This window comes from Pseudoxanthomonas sp. CF125 (genome assembly GCF_900104085.1).
In the GTDB taxonomy this organism is placed as follows: Bacteria; Pseudomonadota; Gammaproteobacteria; order Xanthomonadales; family Xanthomonadaceae; genus Pseudoxanthomonas_A.
Map to the genome: position 1 here is coordinate 923252 of NZ_FNLD01000001.1, position 20479 is coordinate 943730.

Below are 20479 nucleotides of genomic sequence, written 5' to 3' on the forward strand. Positions count from 1 at the left end.
TCCGCGCAGACCTGCAAGGCAGGCTATTCGATGGGAACGTCGTAGAGCACTTTGGAATCATGGGAGGCCAGCGTGTAGTGCCACCATTCCTGCGGATAATTCTTGAAACCCTCTTGCGCCATGGCGCGTAGCAGACGTTGGCGATTCTCGTGCTGCGCCGTGGTGGCCTGCGGCGAATCGGTATTGGCGCGCGGATCGAAGAAGTCGAACTCCGTACCCATGTCCAACGGAACGCATTGGCCGTCTGGTGTGCGACAGTCCAGCAAGGTGAGGTCCAGGGTAGCGCCGCGGCTGTGGCCCGAGACCGGCGCAATGTAATCGCCCAGCAACTTGGTTTTATCCAGGTTCGGGTAATAGCGTGGCTTGGTGCGCTGGTCCTGCAGGTCGGCGGCCCAGCGAACGAAATGGCGAACCGCGCGTGCCGGCCGGTAGCAGTCGAACACCCGCAGGCGGAATCCTTGCTGCCGCAGGGACTGCTCGACGCGTTGCAAGGCCTGCGCCGCCGGCTCGCTCAGATAGCAGCGGGCCGTGCCATAGCCTTCCACCGGCGTTCCCACGAAATTCTCCGACCCCGCGTAACGGATCTGCTGGGAGATGTCGGGCACCAAGGTGCGGATATCGACCAGGCCAGCATCTTCGAACGTATGCGCACTGGAGACCGCAGACGCTGGCGTCGGACCGGACGCGCAGCCCGCGCACGCCAGCGCGAGGCATGTCAGAAGCGCAGCGAGGCCGTGTGCCGTTCGCTGCCCCCGCTCACTCACAGCCGCGTACCCGTTCGAAGGCCAGGTCTTCGTAGTCGTAGCTGAAATCCGCCTCCGGATCGACCTTGGCCAGGGTCAGCCGCGCCGGCCCGGAAGGATTGTCCCTGCGGAAATCCAGCCATGCCTCCGCATCCACGCTGTCGTGGTCCCAATCCACCACGTATCGGTCGCCGCTGCGCATGATGCGGCCCGAGAGCATCGGCGACTTATCCGAAACGAAACGGGCTTGCCCGCCTTCGGGACAGATGCGCGCCTCGCCGAACCAGGGATCGCGATAAACACCGAACCATTGGCCGAATTGCTTCAGCGTCGGTGTTTCGCGCCTGACGACAGGCTGCTGCGTCTCAGGGCGTTTGGATTCGGATTCGCGTTCGAGCTCATCGGCGTAATAAGCCACGCCGCGACCATCCGCCGGCTTGGTGAATCGTTTCAGCAGAACCTCGTTCAACACGGTACGCGCGCCCTCCGCTTCGCCGTTGATCAACACCACGAAGCCGGACTTACGGTCCGGCAACAGGGTCATGACCGAATACATTCCCGACAATGTGCCCGTATGCGAAACCGTATACGCCCCATCGACGTCGGCGATTCGCCAGCCGTATCCGTACGCGAACAGACGCGTGCCGTCCCAGGCCCGGCGGCGTGCGGAGATGGGCATGGGCGTCCGCGGAACCCACGCCGCCTGCCGCTGCTCGAACGACAGCCAAGCCTGCTGCGTGGCGTCCGGCGCCAGCCAGTTACTGGCCCACTTCAGCATGTCGTCGAGACTGCAGCGGATGCCGCCGGCCGCAGCCGAGACCAGCGGCTCCACGGTTGCCCCATCCGCCTTGACGACCATGTTGCGGCCATCGACACGGTTGTGGGGCTGGGCGACATCGCCAACCTGGTCCGGCCGCCATGCGCCCGCTCGGCAACGCGACAATCCCAGCGGCTGGAACAGTTCCCGTTGAACCAGTTCTTCATAGGAAGCGCCGCCCGCTGCCGCGGCGACTTCGCCCGCCACTACGTACAGCAAATTGTCGTAGGCATAACCGGAGCGAAAGCTGTAAGCGGGCTTGATATGCGCCAGGCCGGCGATGATGTCGGCGCGGCTGAAACGGTTCGGTTCCGGCCACAGCATCAGGTCGCCGCCGCCCTCCGGCAGACCGCTGTTGTGCACCAGCAGATCCTTGACCTGCATGTTCCGGGTGACCCACGGGTCGTACATGCGGAACGACGGCAGGTATTTGATCACCGGATCCTCCCAGCGCAGCTTGCCGGCATCTACCAGACGAGCGAGCACGCTGGCAGTCATCGCTTTGCTATTGGAGGCGATCTTGAAAAGGGTGTGGGAGGTGATGGGTTGGCCGGAGCCGCTTGCAAGCTCGCCGCGCGTGCCGGTATAGACGACCTTGCCGTCTTCGATCACTCCAACGGCGATTCCGGGAAGGCGGTAACGGGCGGCTGTTGCATCGACGATGGCATCGAGTTCGGCATTGCCGGGACGCTCGCTTGCAAGAGTTGTGGATTCCTCTCCCGCCAATGCGAACAACGGAAAAAACAAAGCGAGCGCAAGCCAGCAAGCGATCCGATACGAACCGAGCATTACAAAGCCCTCCACGACGTGGCCGCCTGCTCGCCCGCCACCATTTCCTCGAAGGATTGCCCGCGCCGGATCAGCGCATAACGGCCATCATCGACCAATACTTCGGCGATGAGCGGCCTGGAATTGTAGGTCGAGGACATCGACGCACCATAAGCGCCCGCGCCGCGTATGGCCAGCAGGTCGCCCGCTGCGCATGGCGGAAGCATGCGTGCGGTCGCCAACGTGTCGCCGGTTTCGCAAACCGGGCCGACGATATCGTAGGCGACGCTCACTTGCGCCCTGCCTTCGCCCGAAGCCACCTTCTCGATGTCATGCCAGGCGTCATACAGGCTGGGACGCAACAGGTCGTTCATTGCCGCGTCCACGACAAGGAACCGCCGTTTGTCGTTGCCCTTGACCCGGATGACCCGAGTCAGCAGCACGCCGGCTTCGGCTACGAGATAACGGCCAGGCTCCAGGATTACCCTACCCTCGAAGCCCGCCAATGCCTCTTTGATCGCCTGTACATAGCCTTGCAGTTCGACGGGGCGGTCGTGGCCCTTGCGGTACACCACTCCCAGTCCGCCACCGACATCGATGCTGTCGATGCGGTGTCCGTCCTCGCTTAGTTCGCGCCAGAAGGCGGCGAGTCTTCGCAATGCCTGTCGCATGGGCTCCAGTTCGAGAATCTGCGAGCCGATATGCATATGCAGGCCGTCCAGCCGCACGTTGCCGCGCCGGCCCGCATCGGCGAACCATTGCCTGGCTTCATCGATGCTCACGCCGAATTTGTTCTCGGCCTTGCCGGTGGAGATCTTGCCGTGGGTGCGTGCGTCCACATCGGGGTTGATGCGCACTGCCGCGCGGGCGATTACGTCGCGCTGGTGGGCGATGCGCTGCAGTGCTTCCAGCTCATCGGCCGACTCCACGTTGAATCGGCCCACACCGGCTTCGAGCGCCTCAGCGATCTCGGCGTCCGACTTGCCGACGCCGGAAAAGACGATCCTGGACGCCGGTATTCCTGCCCGCAGGCTGCGGCGCAATTCACCGCAGGACACGATGTCCGCACCCACGCCGGCTTCGGCCATCAGTTGCAGGATCGCCAGAGTCGGGTTGGCTTTCACCGCGAAGCAGACGGCCGCATCCATGCCGGCCAACGCGTGCTGCAGTCCGGCGATGCGCTGCCGGATTGCATTGGCCGAGTAGGCGTAGAACGGGGTGGCCTGGGTGTTGCCCAGCGAAAGCAGGTCGATGCCATCGAACCGGTCGTTCTCTGGAACGGCAGGCCGGCTTGTCTGTGCCGCCGCTATCTCTGCAGAGTCGGTAGAACACTCCAAGACGGTAAACCTCCTGTGCTCGGATCGATGCGCGCTTGTTCCTGCGCGGATATCCGGATATCCGTCGAGCCTATGCCTTCATCCAAGACACCTAGCTAATGATTTGGAAGGCGCAGCCGCCATTGCGACGGCTGCGCCCCAGCCTTGCAGGCGACTGGAATCAGAAATTCCAGGTCACCACCAGGTTCATGTAGCGCGGCGATTGCCAGACCGTGCCCTGGCCGAAGTAAGGCATCCGCACGCCTGGCTGGCGTTCGTAGCGGGAATGCACATTGACTACCGCCTGATTGTTGAACAGGTTGTACACGGAGAAGCGCGCCTTCAAGTCAATGCCTTCGACCGGGAGGGTCCAGGTCACGTTGACGCCCATGTCCCAGACCCACGGCATGCGGCCAAACGCACCGCGCTCCGTATAGACCAGCTCCCGCGTACGCCAGTCGGAACAGTTGGCCACGCACAACCAGCCCGAACCGCCGCCGCTGAATTCACCGGGGCCCATGCCGCGGTTGTCGTTGGGCCAGACCACGCCAAAGGCGGTGATGGGGCCGCCGGAGCGCGCGGAGAGCGTGCTGCCGAAGCTCCACGTGTCGTTGAGCTTGTAGCCGCCACGCAGCTTGATCTGGTGGCGGAAGTCGTTGAACAGGACGCCGTAGCGTTCGTTGACGGCCGGGTGGTCGTAATACTGCACCAGGTTGGTGTCTGCATAGCCCGTGTCCGAGCTCACCGGGCCCTCGATGTTGCCCTCGCTCTTGGACCAGAGGTAGCTGGCATTGAAGAACCACTTGTCGTCCCATGCGCGGTCAAGCTGGAACTCCACCGCCTTGTAGGTGCGCTTGGGTTTCTTGTAACCCATCAGCGCGCCGCTGCCGCTCGCTATGTATCCCTCCTCGGAGGAGTCGAATTCAACCCAGTCATTCGTACTCTCGCACCACAAGGTCGCCGTTTCACCAGGGTTGATGATTGGGAAGCTCGAATACCCGGGGCATCCCTGGAGACGGTTGATGCGCACGTCTTCTACGGCGCGGTTGACTTTGCGGTAGGTGGCGTTGACGCCATACGACCATTCCTGGTTGATCGCCTGCTGGAAGCCCAGGATGAACTCGTCCTGGAACACCATTTTCAGGTCGCGCGCAACTTCGGTACGGATATCGTCGGGTGCGGGGACGTTGCCGTCGGTATTGACCGGGCCGATCTGCGATCCGAGATTGGGGACAAGATAGGGCTCACCGGTTACCGGATGGCTCATCTCGTCCCAGCCATTGAACACATAGTAGGTGTGCTCGTCCGTGGTTCCACCACCGAAATAGTCGGCGAGCTTGTTGGTCAGAGGCAGGTAGTAGCGGCCCGCGTTGCCGAATATCTTGGTGGTACCGTCGCCCTTCATGTCCCAGCTGAACCCGAGGCGCGGGGACATCATGTCGCTGAAGTCGGCTTTGGCGAAGCTCGCGCCTGAGGCGAGCTTGTTGTGGAACTTGTCGAACCGCACGCCAAGGTTCAACAGCAGGTTGGGCGTGACGCTCCAGTTGTCTTCCACATAGAACGCCTGCGCTTCTGTCGTGACTGGGGAGCCCGTGATGTAACGGCGTGCATCGATGATCTGAGTGACGCCGGCCGGGACAACGGTGCCGTTAAGCGACGCGCCGGGGACGACGGTTTGCAACTCATAGCTCCGGCCATCGCCCGGGTATACAACTGAACTATCGGAATCCATCACCTCCTGGTCCAGGCCAAAACGCAGCAGGTGGTCACCTAGCGTCCACTCGAAATCGAGGCGTGCTGCTTCGCGCTTGTCATAGCGGCTGCTGGCACTGGTATTGGTCGGATGGCAACCTTCAGGCCCTCTGGGGCGTCCAGAGACTCTGATGATGCTGCACTCGCTGTCCAATGGGCTTCCGCTGAGGGAACTGCGCTTGTTCACGCCATACATCGCCTTGGCCACGAAATTATCGGTGAAATGACCCGTATAGGTGGCCGACCAGTTGTCGCCGCCGGACCCTGAACTGCTGTCGCCTTGCCAATCGCCCCGCTCAGAGGTGTCCCAGGTGTAGCCGTAGGTGCTGGTGACCGAGTCGGATTTGTCGGAGAAGGCCAGCAGTTCCAGCGAGTGATCATCGTTGATGCGCCAATCGAGCTTGGCGCCCCAGAAATCGTTGTTGCTCTTGGTGATGAAAGCGTCGCTCGTGTCGATGTCCTTCGAGTCGTTGTCGCGATTCTCATACATGGCGAAGAAGAACAGCCTGTCCTTCACGATGGGACCGGACGCCCATACGTTGGTCTTGAACAACGGGCTGGTGTCGCGGCTGGTGCGATCCCGCTCATCGAGACTGCCGTCGGAATGGAAGTGGTCCTCTTTCGACGCCGCCCAGGCCGATGGCTCCATCGTCACTTCCACGCCACCATGGAATTCGTTGCCGCCGGACCGCGTGATGGCGTTGATGACGCCGCCGGTACTGCGGCCGAATTCCGCCGAATAGCCACCGGTCTTGACCTGGAATTCTTCGTAGAAGGCGAATGGCACCGAAGAAAAACCCCGACGGAGATAAGGGTCGGTCACATTCAGACCGTTGATGTAAACGGCGTTCTCCGCCACTGAAGAACCGCCGAAGGTGAGACCGCCGAAAGTAGCGCCCGACGCGACCACGCCCGGCGCCAGCAACGCAACGGACGTCAGATTCTGGTCGACCGGCAACCGGGCCAGCTCCTGGCGGGTGATGTTGGTCGCCGTTTCCGTCGAGCGCACGTCGACGCGGTTCACGATGCGCGAACCGATAACCTGCACCACGTCCAGGTCTACTGCGCCTCCGCCGGTCAGGTTCACCGTGGTGGTGCCGCCCAGCGACACACTGATGGAGATCGGCGCACCGCTACCTGCGACTAGGGTGTAATCACCCGGCGGTAATTGCGCCACCCGGTAAGTGCCTTCCTTGCCGACCGTCACCGTACGACTCAGGCCGGTGTCGGGACTGGTGACCGTGATTTGCTCGCCGGCATTGGCACGTCCGGCCACTGCGCCGGTCACGCTTTGCGCCATCGCCAACGGTGCCATGGACGCCAGACACGACCCCAGTGCGATACACAGAGCGGCCCTACGCAAAACTTTGCTGTTCATCCCCGATCTCTCCTGCTGAGTTGGTTGGTGGGTTCCCGCCCCGCTATTCGGCGCTGCTCTTCAGCGGCAGCATTTTCCATTCGAATCCGTAATCCCATTGATCGAAATAGAGATTGCCGCCTCTCCATTCCGCTTCCCCGCGCTGCAAGTCCACCGTCTCTGACCGGAAGTGCTGTTTGGCCGGAACCAGCTCGCGCGAATAATCGTCGTTGAACGCGATGCGATACGCGTCCTGCCCACCCAGATAAAAGCCCGCGATCTGCGGATCCGCGTCGTCCAAGCGGCCGGTAGTGACATCCATCGGCACCCAGCCGTAAGGCGCAAGGTAAAGAGCGCCCCAATCGTGCAGGTTGTCGTAGTCGCCGTCGGAATAAACCATCCCGGACTGCCAACGCGCCGGGATGCCATTGAGGCGCAGCAGCGTGATCAGCAGCAGAGTCTGCTGTCCGCAATCGGCATGGCCGGCATGCAGCGCGTAGTCGCTGATGTTGGTGATGGTGGAATACTCGCGCGCGCCTGCCCAGGGAATCTTGTCCACGGCCGCATAAAGCTTCTGCGCGATGCGGTAAGGATTCTTTTCGTCGCCGACCACTTTGCGCGAGAACTCGCGGATCGCCGGGGTGAACACCACATGCGGGGAGCGCTCGGCCACGAAAGGCGCCAGTTCCGCGGTGAGCGGCGCGGGAACAACCCGATCAGGATCGATGGCGTGGTACTGGCCGCGAATGGTCAGTTCATAAGTAATGGAGAACGTTGTTGGCGAACCCGCAGCTGCCGGTTTCTCCAGGTACACCGTGCGTTGCAGCGCCGATTCCGGAGCGATGCTGTGCGCCGCGGGCGAGCTTTCGACGAAACGGAGGTCTTCCTGCTGCCCCGGGATCGCGCGCGGATACGGAATCCAGGCGCGCACCGCTTCGCCGGCGGGTACCGCACCGGCATCGACGGTCAGCGACTGGGTGACGCGGATCCGACGCGAACCGGCATTGGCATCGATCTTTCCCAGTGCCGCATCCCGCACTTGCCGATGATGCGCGTTGACCGATTCCATCGGCCCGTCGACGAAAGGCGTCTGCACCTTTCTGCGTGCCCTCGCCTCCGCACTGACGCGGAACAGATTGGAAGGCGCGCGGTTGAAGTACAAGGTGCGGCCATCGATCACCTGGTGTTCGATCAGTCCGGCGGCATCCCAGCGAGCGAATTCGTCATCGCGCAGATCCGGCACTTTTTCGCGTACGCGGGCTTTGGCGGCCTGTTCGTCGAGCGTGAAGTCCAGCAGGATCCTGCGCATGCGTTCGCGCTGGAATTCCAGGGCCGACCGATCCTGGGAAGAAAGATTGTCCGCAGCAAGGCTCTTGGCGATAGACGATTCGGCATCGGCGAATCGCCCCGCATCCACCAGCGTCACTACTTCCGCCAACTCGCCATCGGCGCCATGCGAAAGTGCCGGTCCGGCCAACAGCAATGCGAACGCGAACGCCGCAGCGACGCCTCTGAAGCAGGATCGTTCGATCGATGCACTGAGGGACAACCGGGCCATTCGGGTCGCGACGCCTCTGCGGTATATGACGGCAAGATGACTGTCTAACATGCGGATTCCCGCACGTCAATAATTTATTCTTAGAGAATGTGCTATAAGAATCAGGTATTCCGAATTGCGCCGGGCATCGACCGGTACTGGCTTGGAAGGGGAATCAATGATCCGCACGGCTCTGGCCCACCCTGGCGAACCTGTTGCCGGCTGTCGGCATTTCCGGCACTGGGACTTTCCATTTCCAGTTCTGTCTTCGGCATCGCTTCGGGCGCGCTGATGGCGATCGTTCTTTCCCACTTGGCTTCAGCCTGAAGGTGAAACCATGCGAATCCTTCCTACGACTCTGTTCGCCGCCGCGCTGCTGCTATGCGGCACCTCCCAGGCGCGCGAACTGCCTCCCCCGGCTCCGGGAACCGTCCCCCCGCATGGCGTAGTCGGCATGACCGAAGCGCAGCTTTCGCCGGACTTCTGGGTAGGCAAGCTCAAGCAGCCGGACCGCGTGATCATGGACGCCCAGGCCATCGCCGCGCAGAACGAAAAGCTGTTCCGTCTGGACGACTCGATGAACGATTTGTCCGCATTGCCCGCAACGCGGCCCGGACAGGAGATCATCGACTCGATCAACGAACTGTCCGCCCTGCCCGAGGGATCTTTGTACGATGTGCAGGGCAATCCCGTACCCGCCGACACTCTGCAGCAACTGGCGCAATCGCTGGATCTGGATGCGGTTCCGGCTACGGTGCCCACGCAGTACGGCCTGGCGCTGAGGCGAACGGCATTGCGCAAATTCCCGACCGAGCTGCGTGTCTTCAGCTCGCAGGGGGATACCGATATCGACCGTTTCCAGGAAAGCGCGCTTTTCCCCGGCGCGCCGGTGGCCATCGCCCACCGCAGCCGCGACGGTCGCTGGCTCTGGGTGGAAAGCCCCAACTACAAGGCGTGGGCGCTGGCCGAGGACATCGCGACGGGCACCAAGGCGGCGGTGTTCGCACACTTGGATAAAGCCCCCTACCGCATCGTTACCGGAGCCAAGGTGTCCACCGTGTTCACCCGCGAGCAGCCGCAGCTCTCGGAATTGCAGCTGGATATGGGGGTAAGAGTGCCTCTGGCCGACGTCGCTTCCGACGCGCTGGTCAATGGCCAGCATTCCTATACTTCATGGGTGGTCGAACTGCCGATCCGCGACGCGCAGGGAGCGCTTGCCTTCGCGCCCGCGCTGCTGCAGAAGAATCAGGACACGGCCGCCGCTTATTTACCGCTTACCCGCGCCAACCTGATCCGGCAGGCGTTCAAGTTTCTGGGGGAACGCTACGGCTGGGGCCATTCCTATAACGGCCGCGATTGCAGCGGGTTCGTCTCCGAGGTCTACCGCAGCATGGGCGTGGAGTTGCCGCGCAACACCAGCGACCAGAGCATCAGCCCGGCGCTGGACCGCACCACCTTCGGCAAAGACGACGGACCCGGCCCCCGCCGCGCGGCTGTCGACCAGTTGCAGGTCGGCGATCTGATCTACATCCCCGGCCACGTGATGATGATGATCGGCCGCATCGACGGCGCACCTTACGTGATCCACGACACCAACGGCGGTTCCTTCCTGGATGCGGACGGCAACATGCGTTCCATGCACCTCAACGCGGTCTCGGTCACGCCGTTGTTGCCGTTGCGGTTCAACGAAAAGACCACTTATGTAGACCGGATCACCAGCATTGTCCGCATCCGCCCCTGAGACAGCCCCTAAAATCGGCACAGAGCACAAGAACCGACCATGAAAATAACTGACATCAAATTCGGCATGTTGCGGGTTCCGTTGAAAACGCCGTTCAAGACCGCCTTGCGCACGGTGGACCGCGTGGAGGACATCGTGATCATGGTGCATACCGACAGCGGCCATATCGGTTACGGCGAGGCCCCGGCCACCGCGGTGATCACCGGGGATACCCACGGCTCCATCGTCGACGCGATCCGCCACTACATTTCCCCGCGCCTGATCGGCGAGGACATCGCCAACCTCAACCGCCTGACCCTGCTGATCCAGAACGCGATGGAGAAGAATTCCAGCGCCAAGGCGGCGGTGGAGATAGCGATCTACGACCTGTTCGGCCAGCTCTACGGCGCGCCGCTGTACAAACTGCTGGGCGGCGGCGACCCGGTCATCACCACCGACATCACCATCAGCGTCGACTACATCGACAAGATGGTGGCCGATTCCATCGCCGCGGTGGACCGTGGCTTCGAATCGCTGAAGATCAAGGTCGGCAAGGATATCGGCGTGGATATCGAGCGGGTCAAGGCGATCTACGCGGCGGTGGAAGACCGCGCCCTGCTGCGGCTGGACGCCAACCAGGGCTGGACCGCCAAACAGGCCGTCTATGCCCTGCAGACGCTGGAGGACGCCGGAGTGCGGCTGGAACTGGTCGAACAACCGGTGAAGGCGCACGACCTGGAAGGCATGCGCTACGTGACCGAACGCGTGCACACGCCGATCATGGCCGACGAAAGCGTATTCGGCCCCATGGAAGTGGTGGAGCTGATCCGCATGCGTGCGGCAGACATCATCAACATCAAGCTGATGAAGACCGGCGGCATCTCCAACGCCATCCGCATCGCCGACATCGCCGCCATGCACGGCATCGAATGCATGATCGGCTGCATGCTGGAAACCAGCATCAGCGTCGCCGCCGCGGTGCACGTGGCCGTGGCCAAGGCCGACATCATCACCAAGGTCGATCTGGACGGACCCTCGCTATGTCTGTTCAATCCGGTGGAGGGCGGCGTGATCTTCAACGAGTCCGAAATCACGATAACCGATGCGCCTGGCCTGGGCATCCGCGAGATCCGCGGCCTTGAACTCATCGAGTAAATCCGACATGTCTCCCTTGGTGAAAATCCGCTCCGAGCGCGACCAGATGTCGGCGATCGAACGCCGCATCGCCGACTTCATCCTGGAGAACGCGCAGTTGCTCCGCGACTATTCTTCGCAGCAACTGGCTACCGCGCTGCGCATCAGCCAGTCCAGCGTGGTCAAGTTCAGCCAGAAACTGGGCTTCAAGGGCTATCCGGATCTCAAGTATTCGATCGGCGAAGCGGTCGCACGCGCCGAAAGCGGCGACGACGCCGTTGTGGCGGCCGCGTCCACTCAGGACGCCAACGGTGCCAACGGCAGCCAGTTGTGGCGCCGCAAATCCGAGGCCGAGGAAGAAACACGCCTGATCAACCCGCCCGAAGCAGTGCGCGCGGTCGCCGACGCGCTGGGCAATGCGGGCAAGGTCTTCATCATCGGCCTGGGCGAGGACGACATCCATGCGCGGGCTTTCGCCTGGAGGCTTTCGCTGCTGGGCATCCTCACCGTGCACAACTTCGACACCGCCCATATGATCGCCAGCGTCTCGGCGGCCGGCGCCGGCGATGCGCTGCTGGTGTTCTGCGAGGACGGCAAGCAGACCGCGCTTTCGCAGATCTGCCAGCAATTCCGCAAGGCCAAGGGCAAAGTGATCACGGTGACGCGGCATACCTCCAACGCCCTGCGCGCGCATGCCGATCTGGCGCTGCTGGTCTCCGCGCACGACGAACGCCCGCACATCGAGCCGCTTCTGTACCACTCCGCATTGCAGCACCTGCTGGACGGCATCTACGTCATGATTTGCGAGGGCAGCAAGAAGCGTTATGGAATACTGCAGGCGAATCTGGAGCGGATCCAGCCGATGCTGAAACCATGAATGAAGGAATGGCCTGCTTGAACGCGAACCCTTGTCCTGTCATTCCGAACGTAGCGAGGGATCTGTTTTCCCTCGCACAACAGCAGATCCCTCGCTACGTTCGGAATGACATCCGGGTTGTTCGGCGGTTTCCTGGAGAGCGGCTGATATCGATCGTCGCCCTTTCCATGCTGGCGCTCGCCGGCTGCGCGCACCGAGCGCCGCCATCGGCCGACTCGGATTGGAAGCAGGCCCGACAGGCCGTGGTTGTGGTCACTCCGGACTGGAACGCCAACCATGGCACGCTGCGGACCTACGAGCGTACCGATGGAGCCTGGCGTGAAGTCGGCACGGCGCAACCGGTCACGGTGGGTCGCAGTGGCTCGGCCTGGGGCTTGGGCCTGCATCCGGGTGGCCTGCCCGGCCCGACCAAAGAGGAAGGCGACGGGCGCAGTCCCGCTGGCGTGTTCGGCATCGGCGAGGCCTTCGGTTATGCGGAAAAGGCCAGCACTTCCCTGCCTTACGCCGCGATGCAGGCATCGCACTACTGCATGGATGTGAGCGGATCTCCGCTATACAACCGCATCGTCGATGCGGATACGGTGGGCGCCGACGCGGTGGCCGGTTCGACCGAACCCATGCGCCTGGATCTTCGTAAACCCGGCGACCAGCGCTATCGGCTTGGATTCGTCATCGAACACAACCCGCAAGCCCGGCCCAATGCGGGCAGCTGCATCTTCGCGCATCTGTGGAAGCAACCCGGCGAGGCCACGGCCGGGTGCACGGCGATGGCGGACCCGACCATGGATCGCCTGCTCGCGTGGTTGCGGCCGGAACAGCACCCGGTCTTCGTGCTGATGCCAGACGCCCAATACCGCAGCCTTCGCGCCGAATGGAAGTTGCCCGCACTGGATGGCCAACCATGAAGCCCACTACCCGCGTCATGCTCGGCTTGGCTCTGGGCGCGATCATCGGCTTGACTCTTGCCTGGTCCGACACTGCGCTGGCGGCGAAAGTGGCCGCGATAGTGCAGCCTATCGGCAAGCTATGGTTGAACGCGCTGCAGATGACGGTGGTGCCCTTGGTACTGGCGCTGGTCATCATAGGAGTGACGACGGCCAGCGATACCGCCTCCTCGGGCCGCACCGCACGCCGCGCCCTGCTGGTGTTCGTGATCCTGCTGAGTTTCGGTTCCTTCTTCACTGCCCTTGCCGCGCCCGCCCTTCTGTCGCTGGTGCCGCGCGACCCGGCCCTGGCGCAGGCCCTGAGCGGTTCGACCGATGCAGCCTCCGCAGTGGCAACGACCACGGGCTGGAGCGATGCGCTGACCGCCATCATCCCCAGCAACGCGATCGCCGCCGCCGCCCAGAGCGCGATGCTGCCGCTGGTCGTATTCGCTTTGTTCTTCGGCTTCGCGCTGACCCGCATCGAAAAGACCCGTCGCGATCTGGTGGTTGATTTCTTCCAGGCCATCGCCGACGCGATGATCGTGATCGTGCGATGGGTGCTGTGGGCGGCGCCGGTGGGCGTGTTCGCGCTGGTGCTGGCGGTGTGCGCACAATCCGGCCTGAGCATGGTCAGCGCATTGGGGATCTACATCTTGCTGCAATGCGTGCTCTATCTTTCGGTCACGTTGATGATGCTGCCGGTGGCGGTCTTCTGGGGAGGGGAAAAGATCCGCAGCTTCGCCGCCGCGATCCTTCCGGCCCAGGTCGTGGCCGCCAGCACCCAATCTTCCCTGGCTTCGCTGCCGGCGATGCTGGAAATCGCGCAGCGGCGTCTGGGGTATTCCCCGCAGGTCACCGCCCTGGTCCTGCCGATGGCGGTTTCGCTGTTCCGGATCAACAGCCCGGTGCAGTACGTGAGCGCAGCCGCTTTCATCGCCTGGGCCTATGGTATCGACCTGTCCGCAGCTCAGTTGGCAACCGGCGCCGCGCTTGCAGTGATCATCAGTTGCGGCGCGGTGGGATTGCCGGGCCAGGTCAGCTACATGGCGACCAATCTACCGGTCACCCAGGCGATGGGACTGCCGGTCGCGCCCTTGGGCCTGTTGCTGGCCGTCGACACCATTCCCGACGTGTTCGCCACGGTGGGCAATGTCACCGCCGATCTGGCCGCCACCAGTGTGGTGTCCAAGCAAGCCGGAAAGGATCCACCCAGCGATTGAACCAAGCTTCGCTCGGGTTTCAGCTCGATCTTTTGCAGCCGATTTCGTAAGCGCTTCCGCCAGGCAGCCGGCCGGCTTAATCAGACGCGACTCACATTTGCAGCGCACTGTTTCGCTTGGCACACTGCACGGTCAATGAATGAAACCATCACGCCGCGTCGCTTCGCATCGAAACTTTCTTCGGATATTCCCAAGCACTGGTTGCCGGGCAATGAAGTCGTGTCTTCGATCCTCAATGCATACACCATTCTGGTACCGGCCAATGAGGGGTTTTACGTCCGCACGCTGAAGGCGTGCATGCCCAGAATCGCCAACGAGCAGCTGCACGCGCGCTGCAGGAACTTCATCCATCAGGAAGCACAGCATGGCGTGGCCCATACCCGCTATTGGGACAATCTGGATGCCCAGGGCTACCGATTCCGCACTTTCGAAAAGAATGTGGACAAGCTGGTTTTCCGGGTCATGGAGAAATTCGGCCCGATAAGCTTGCGCGTCTCCCTGGTTAGCTGCGTGGAACACATAAATTCCTACATCGGGCACGAGTTCCTGTCGCAGGGCATCCTGGCGCAGGCCGACCCCGAAGTAAAAGACCTGATGGAGTGGCACTTCGCCGAAGAAATCGAGCATCGGCGCGTCGCGTTCGATCTGCTGCAGGCAGTTGCACCCAACTATGCGCTGCGAGTGCTCGGATTCGCGCTCACCGCTGGTTTGTTTTATTCGTTGATGTGCGCCCAAGCGATAAGCCTGCTGGCGCAGGATGGAATCCTGTGGCGCAAGGAGACCTGGCGCCAGGTCAAGTCGCATATGGGTTCGAAGCACCAGATGGTGCGGCGTACGCTGAAGCACTTGTTCGATTATCTGCAACCGGGCTTTCACCCCTCGCAGACCGGCGACGATGCGTTGGCCGAAGAGGTGCTGGCCCGGCTGGCATCCACGACGCCTCCTGCGGTCGCTCCCACTCAGCCGTCGCAACCACGCGCATCGGAACAGGTGGCCTGAAAGGTCACCCGGCCGATCGCAATACCCACACCTTCCTTCGGCCCATCGTTATTGCCCGCCGACGATCACTTGTTTGGCGATCTTCGAGACGAATTCGTCCGTATCCGTGGTGTCGGTATTGCCCAGAAGGATCACGGTGACGTCAGGTTCCAACACATGGAAGAGCTGGGTCTGCGCGCCCATGATGCGTCCCGGTCGCTTGACCACGTGCACCTTGCGCCCCTGCATCTTGGTGTCGTACGACCATACGCCATAGCCGTAGTCGTCCAGCCCCGGCGCGATCATCGACGCACGGCTGGCGTCGCTGATCAGACCCGAAACGAACAAGGCATCCGAGAACTTCAGCAAGTCGTCGACCGTGGAATACATCGCCCCCGCCGCGTACCAGTTCTCCGGATAGACCGGCAGGTCGGCGGTGAGTTTTCCGCTGGAATCGCGCTGGAAGTAGGCTTCGGCCAGGCCGTCGATGATATCGCCCTGCCGCAACAGGCCGGTATGCTTCATGCCCAGGGGACGCAGGATGTTTTCCTGGAGCAATTGCCCGTATTGCATTCCGGAAACCCGCTCGACGATCTTGCCGAGCACGATGTAGTCGCAATTGTTGTAGTCGAACACGGCGCCAGGCACATGGACCGGTTTACCGCTGCAGAATTTAGAAAGCAGCTGGTCGCTGGTGTAGGGCGTCTGGTATGTCGGCAACCCTTTGGTCAAGGCCGCGGCCGCATCGTTTACGGTGTCGAAGTTGGGCAGCCCCGAAGTATGGTTGAGCAGTTGATGCACGGTGATGCGGTCGCCGCCCTCGCCTGCGTAATCGGGCAGATAGGTCCGTATGGGTCGCTGCAGGTCCAGCTTCCCCTGCTCTTGCAGTTGCAGCACCAGCACTGCCGTGAATGCCTTTGTGATCGACGCGATCTTGTAGGGGGTCTGCCGGGTAGTGGGTACCTTGAAAGCGAGACTGGCCAAGCCGAAGCTTCCCGCATACACGACCTTGCCTTTTTCCTGCACCAGGACCGAGCCGCTGAACCGGTGCTCCTTGGCATAGGACTCCACGAAAGCACTGGGATCCGCGGCTTGCGCCATTGCGGGCGCCATCAACAGCAGAGCGACGAACAGCCGGATTCTCATCGGTGGCCTCAATGTTGCGGGAAGGGAGAGAACAGGACCCGGACGACCCCGCGCCGGAAACCCGAGGCCGCAGGGTATCGGGCGTCCTCGCACTTCAGTGCGGCTGAGCGACGAAACCGCAATTGGGGCGACATAACCCCGCTAGCGTGGGCCGAACAGGCCATGGCCAAGGGGAAACAATCGTTTTGCAGCGCTCGCCATGGTTTCCGTGCCCGCCCTCTAGGGCCGGCGGAGCCGATTCTATGGGCCAGAGAGCCAGACATCTTCGCAGTGTTTTTCAAAGTATGCTTTGGGGCGTCCAGGCAGGAAGCCGCGCACCGAGAGGCCGATCCATGATGAGAAATCCGACCCTTCTCTTGGCTTTGCTTCTGTTCGCGGTCAATGTGCGCTCCGCCGAGCCGCGAACTCCGCTCCAGGAACGGCTGCAGATCAGCAACCATGCATTCTCCGAAGCCTTCGCCGCCCAAGACCTAGCAGCGGTCAAAAGTTACTACACCGACGACGCGGTGCTGATGCCTGAGCACAGCATGGCGCGTTACGGGAAAGACGCCATCGAGGACTACTACCGCCAATGGTTTAGCGGAGCCAAGATCGGCAGCCTCCAGAAGACTGCCTACGAGACGCTGGATTATGGGGAATACGCCATTGAGACGGGCGCCTTCGTCCAGGCGTACACCAAGGACGGCGCCCAACCCTACGAGTACTCCGGGAAATACATGGTGCTGTGGGCCACCGGCGGCGACAAACTCCGCATCGTGTCGGAACTGTGGGGCGCCAACGCCCCGTTCGACGATGCCGCGCTTCCCGTCATTGAGGACGGCGCGCCATCTACGGAACGCGCATTCCGGAACGATGCGAAAATCGCAGAGGAAATCCGCGGCCGCAACGCGATCATCGGCAAGCTGGTGACCGAAAGAAAAGGCAGCGAACACGCCGACCTTTTCCTGCCCGACGCCATCTACATGACCTACTACACGCCGATGCTGGTCGGCATCAACGACATTCGCCGTTATTTCATCGAACACGAGAGACCCGGCGAAGTCGCCATCGACTCGCTCTCGCTAAGCACCGGAAACATCTATCCAATAGACGGCGGAAATTTGCAGCTTGAGCAAGGTTTCTACGTCGTCGACTGGCGCGCCGGCAACGACAGCGGCACGGTCAGAGGCAAGAGCCTCAATCTTTGGAAAAGAAACCAGGACGGGACGCTGATGCTGTACCGGCAGGCCGTGAACCACGATTGAGAGGCGTTGTCTTGGTGCCCGGAGCCGGAATCGAACCGGCATGGGGTTGCCCCCGGCAGATTTTAAGTCTGATGCGTCTACCAATTTCGCCATCCGGGCGGGATAGCTGCCCGCCTAAAGCGAGCCCAGTGATGATACGGGCCGGCAACGAAAAACGCCCGCGTTGGCGGGCGTTTTCGTCTAACCCACCGGACTTGCCGGTGATGGAGGCCTGGGTCGGAATTGAACCGGCGTACGCGGCTTTGCAGGCCGCTGCATAACCACTCTGCCACCAGGCCGGTGACTGTCACGCCGAGACTGGCGCAAACGCAGGGCCTTTTCAAGCGCCCTACAAAACAAAACCCCGCGAACGGGGTTTCGTCGTGAAACTGGAGCGGGAAAAGGGACTCGAACCCTCGACCCCGACCTTGGCAAGGTCGTGCTCTACCAACTGAGCTATTCCCGCGTAGTGAGGGGCGGAATTTTACCGTCCTTACGCGAACTGTCAACAGCTGCCCGTTCATCCTCTCGCAAGGTGGGCCACGCGGCACGCAAATACTGCAATCCGGACCACAACGTCAGGATGGCCGCGATAGCCAGCAACCAGTCTCCGATGTGGAAAACCAGCGTTCCCATCCAGATGTCCGCCTGCGGCTGGCTGGCCGGCGTCACCGAATAAAGCAGGCAACCCAAAGCCACCATCTGCACGATGGTCTTGAACTTGCCCAGCGCGGCCACCTTCACCTTCGCGCGCTGGCCCAGTTCGGCCATCCATTCGCGCAAGGCCGACACCGCTATTTCGCGCCCCACGATCACCGCCGCCCAGAACGCCATCCACGGCGTGGGATGGCCCTGCACGATCAGGAACAGCGCCACGGCCACCATCAACTTGTCGGCGACCGGGTCCAGGAAAGCGCCGAAAGCGGAAAACTGGTTGTAGCGGCGCGCGATCCAGCCATCCAGCCAGTCAGTCAGCGCGGCCAGTACGAACACGAATACCGTGACGAAATTGGTCCAGCCATAGGGCAGGTAGAACACCGCTACCAGCACCGGGATCAGCACGATCCGCAGCAGGGTCAGCCAGGTGGGGAGGGTCAACTTCATTACGGGCCTTGTTCGCTTCCTGTAGCCGGAGGCGCCGCCGAGGGCGCCAGCCCATGCAGGTTAGCGTAGATTCGTTCGGCCAGTGCGGCGTTGATGCCTTCCACGCGGGCGATCTCGTCGATGCCCGCGGCCTTCAGGCCGACCAATCCGCCGAAATGCTTGAGCAGGCTGGCGCGGCGGCGCGGACCGATGCCGGCGATATCCTCCAGCTTGCTGGTCGTGCGCGCCTTCTGACGCTTGCCGCGATGGCCGGTGATGGCGAAACGGTGCGCTTCGTCGCGTACTTGCTGAACCAGCTGCAACGCGGGCGAGGCGGCGCCCGGATTCACTTCGCGACCGTCGGCCAGGATCAGGGTCTCGTGACCGGCCCGGCGCTCCACACCCTTGGCCACGCCCACCAGCACCACGCTGTCCACGCCCAGTTCCGCCAGCGCGGCCCGCGCCTGGGTCAGTTGCCCCGCGCCGCCATCGATGAGCAGCACTTCGGGCAGCACCCCGCCCTCTTCCACCGCGCGGCGGAAACGGCGCTCGATAGCCTGGCGCATGGCCGCGTAATCGTCGCCAGGCTCGATGCCGGTGATGTTGTAGCGGCGGTATTGCGAACGCACCGGCCCGTTGGCGTCGAACACCACGCAGGAAGCCACCGTGGCCTCGCCCATGGTATGGCTGATGTCGAAGCACTCTATGCGCTTGGCCGGCTCGGCCAGACCCAGCAGATCGCGCAGGGCTTCGCTGCGCACCTGCTGGGCGTTGCGGCTGGAAAGCTCGCTGGCCAGGGTGATCTCGGCGTTGCGGACCGCCAGCTGCAGGTAGCCGGCGCGCTCGCCGCGCACGTTCCACTTCAGCTGCACCTTGCGCTCGGCGGCGGCCGACAACGCGGTTTCGATCAGCGTGGCGTCGGGGATTTCGCGATCCAGCACGATTTCACGCGGCGGGGTCTGTTCGGCGTAGTACTGGGAAACGAATGCGGCCAGCACTTCGGCCGCGCTGTCCTCGCCGTTGGTCTTCGGGAAAAACGACCGGGTGCCCAGGTTGCGGCCATCGCGGAACGCCAGCAGCAATACGCACGCGCCGGTGCCCTGCATGGCGCAGGCCAGCACGTCCAGGTCGGCCGCGCGCCCGTCCACGTACTGGCGCGATTGCATGCTGCGCAGCGAGCCCACCAGATCGCGCAGTCGCGCGGCCTGTTCGAACTCCAGACGCGCACTGGCCGCTTCCATCGCATTGCTCAATTCGCTGGTGAGCTCATCGCTGCGCCCGTCCAGGAACAGCGACGCGCGGCGCACCGATTCCGAATAGTCCAGCGCATCCACCAGGCCCACGCAGGGCGCGCTGCAACGGCCGATCTGATGCTGCAGGCAGGGACGGGTGCGGTTGCGGAACACGCTGTCCTCGCAGTTGCGGATCTTGAACAGCTTCTGCATCAGGTTGAGGGTGTCGCGCACCGCGCCCACGCCCGGATACGGGCCGAAATAACGCCCCGGCACCGCCCGCGGTCCGCGGTGCATGGCGATGCGCGGCCACTGCTCGGTGGTGAGCAGCACGTAGGGATAGCTCTTGTCGTCGCGCAGGGACACGTTGTAACGCGGCGCAAGCGACTTGATCAGCTGGTTCTCCAGCAGCAGCGCCTCGCCCTCGGTACGGGTGACGGTGACGTCCATGCGCGCCACCTGCGCCAGCATGGCGTGCGTGCGCGGGCTCTTGGGCGTATTGCTGAAATAACTGGAGACGCGTTTGCGCAGCGCGCCGGCCTTGCCCACGTACAGCAGGCTGTCGTCGGCGGCGTACATGCGGTACACGCCGGGCGCCGTGCTCAGCGCGGCCGCGAATTCCTTGCCATTGAAGTTGCCCGCCACGCCAG

At 62.7% G+C, this 20479-nt stretch carries 15 protein-coding genes and 3 tRNA genes; 7 read left to right on the forward strand and 11 right to left on the reverse strand.

What is annotated here, in order from left to right; genetic code table 11:
- Positions 1-23: 23 nt before the first annotated feature.
- The 5 genes from BLR66_RS03970 to BLR66_RS03990 all read right to left on the reverse strand — a co-directional run bounded on the left by BLR66_RS03970 (position 24) and on the right by BLR66_RS03990 (position 8311).
- Positions 24-704: a M15 family metallopeptidase gene (locus BLR66_RS03970; protein WP_255402380.1), complete on the reverse strand. Its 681-nt coding sequence runs from the start codon at positions 702-704 to the stop codon at positions 24-26.
- Positions 705-756: 52 nt separating this feature from the next.
- Positions 757-2349: a serine hydrolase gene (locus BLR66_RS03975; protein WP_093280312.1), complete on the reverse strand. Its 1593-nt coding sequence runs from the start codon at positions 2347-2349 to the stop codon at positions 757-759.
- Complete coding sequence (lysA, locus tag BLR66_RS03980; protein WP_093284312.1) at positions 2349-3638, reverse strand: diaminopimelate decarboxylase; 1290 nt, start codon at positions 3636-3638, stop codon at positions 2349-2351. Before lysA ends, BLR66_RS03975 begins: the two co-directional genes overlap by 1 nt.
- A gap of 187 nt (positions 3639-3825) precedes the next feature.
- Positions 3826-6774, reverse strand: coding sequence for a TonB-dependent receptor (locus BLR66_RS03985; RefSeq protein WP_093280313.1), 2949 nt, complete (start codon positions 6772-6774; stop codon positions 3826-3828).
- 43 nt (positions 6775-6817) lie between these two features.
- A complete protein-coding gene (locus BLR66_RS03990; RefSeq protein WP_093280314.1) occupies positions 6818-8311 on the reverse strand; it encodes a transglutaminase-like domain-containing protein in 1494 nt (497 codons plus the stop codon).
- A gap of 316 nt (positions 8312-8627) precedes the next feature.
- Between BLR66_RS03990 and BLR66_RS03995 the strand changes: the two genes are divergently transcribed.
- From BLR66_RS03995 to BLR66_RS04020, 6 genes are all read left to right on the forward strand, one after another.
- Entirely contained in the window at positions 8628-10031 is a 1404-nt protein-coding gene (locus BLR66_RS03995; RefSeq protein WP_093280315.1) for a C40 family peptidase, read from the forward strand.
- 39 nt (positions 10032-10070) lie between these two features.
- Complete coding sequence (locus tag BLR66_RS04000; protein WP_093280316.1) at positions 10071-11165, forward strand: dipeptide epimerase; 1095 nt, start codon at positions 10071-10073, stop codon at positions 11163-11165.
- Positions 11166-11172: 7 nt separating this feature from the next.
- Positions 11173-12021: a MurR/RpiR family transcriptional regulator gene (locus BLR66_RS04005; protein ID WP_093280317.1), complete on the forward strand. Its 849-nt coding sequence runs from the start codon at positions 11173-11175 to the stop codon at positions 12019-12021.
- A 167-nt stretch (positions 12022-12188) separates the two neighbouring features.
- Positions 12189-12926, forward strand: coding sequence for a L,D-transpeptidase family protein (locus tag BLR66_RS04010; protein WP_093280318.1), 738 nt, complete (start codon positions 12189-12191; stop codon positions 12924-12926).
- On the forward strand, positions 12923-14167 hold the full coding sequence (locus BLR66_RS04015; RefSeq protein ID WP_093280319.1) for a dicarboxylate/amino acid:cation symporter: 1245 nt from the start codon (positions 12923-12925) through the stop codon (positions 14165-14167). The genes BLR66_RS04010 and BLR66_RS04015 overlap by 4 nt, the downstream gene beginning before the upstream one ends.
- Before the next feature lie 135 nt (positions 14168-14302).
- Complete coding sequence (locus tag BLR66_RS04020; RefSeq protein WP_093280320.1) at positions 14303-15166, forward strand: metal-dependent hydrolase; 864 nt, start codon at positions 14303-14305, stop codon at positions 15164-15166.
- Between the two features lie 48 nt (positions 15167-15214).
- Here BLR66_RS04020 and BLR66_RS04025 read toward each other — a convergent pair whose 3' ends face one another.
- Positions 15215-16291 carry a serine hydrolase domain-containing protein gene (locus tag BLR66_RS04025; RefSeq protein WP_093280321.1) on the reverse strand — a complete coding sequence of 359 codons (1077 nt, stop codon included), beginning with the start codon at positions 16289-16291 and terminating at the stop codon, positions 15215-15217.
- A 242-nt stretch (positions 16292-16533) separates the two neighbouring features.
- Between BLR66_RS04025 and BLR66_RS04030 the strand changes: the two genes are divergently transcribed.
- Positions 16534-17535, forward strand: a complete 1002-nt coding sequence (locus BLR66_RS04030) for a YybH family protein (RefSeq protein WP_093280322.1) — start codon at positions 16534-16536, stop codon at positions 17533-17535.
- 12 nt (positions 17536-17547) lie between these two features.
- Here BLR66_RS04030 and BLR66_RS04035 read toward each other — a convergent pair.
- The 5 genes from BLR66_RS04035 to uvrC form a co-directional block, all read right to left on the reverse strand.
- Positions 17548-17634 (reverse strand) — tRNA-Leu (locus BLR66_RS04035).
- A 105-nt stretch (positions 17635-17739) separates the two neighbouring features.
- Positions 17740-17813, reverse strand: a tRNA-Cys gene (locus tag BLR66_RS04040).
- 91 nt (positions 17814-17904) lie between these two features.
- Positions 17905-17980: transfer RNA gene (locus BLR66_RS04045), tRNA-Gly, on the reverse strand.
- Entirely contained in the window at positions 17971-18618 is a 648-nt protein-coding gene (gene pgsA / locus BLR66_RS04050) for a CDP-diacylglycerol--glycerol-3-phosphate 3-phosphatidyltransferase (RefSeq protein ID WP_093280323.1), read from the reverse strand. The genes BLR66_RS04045 and pgsA overlap by 10 nt, the downstream gene beginning before the upstream one ends.
- A complete protein-coding gene (uvrC, locus tag BLR66_RS04055) occupies positions 18618-20474 on the reverse strand; it encodes an excinuclease ABC subunit UvrC (RefSeq protein WP_093284315.1) in 1857 nt (618 codons plus the stop codon). The genes pgsA and uvrC overlap by 1 nt, the downstream gene beginning before the upstream one ends.
- Positions 20475-20479 lie beyond the last annotated feature (5 nt).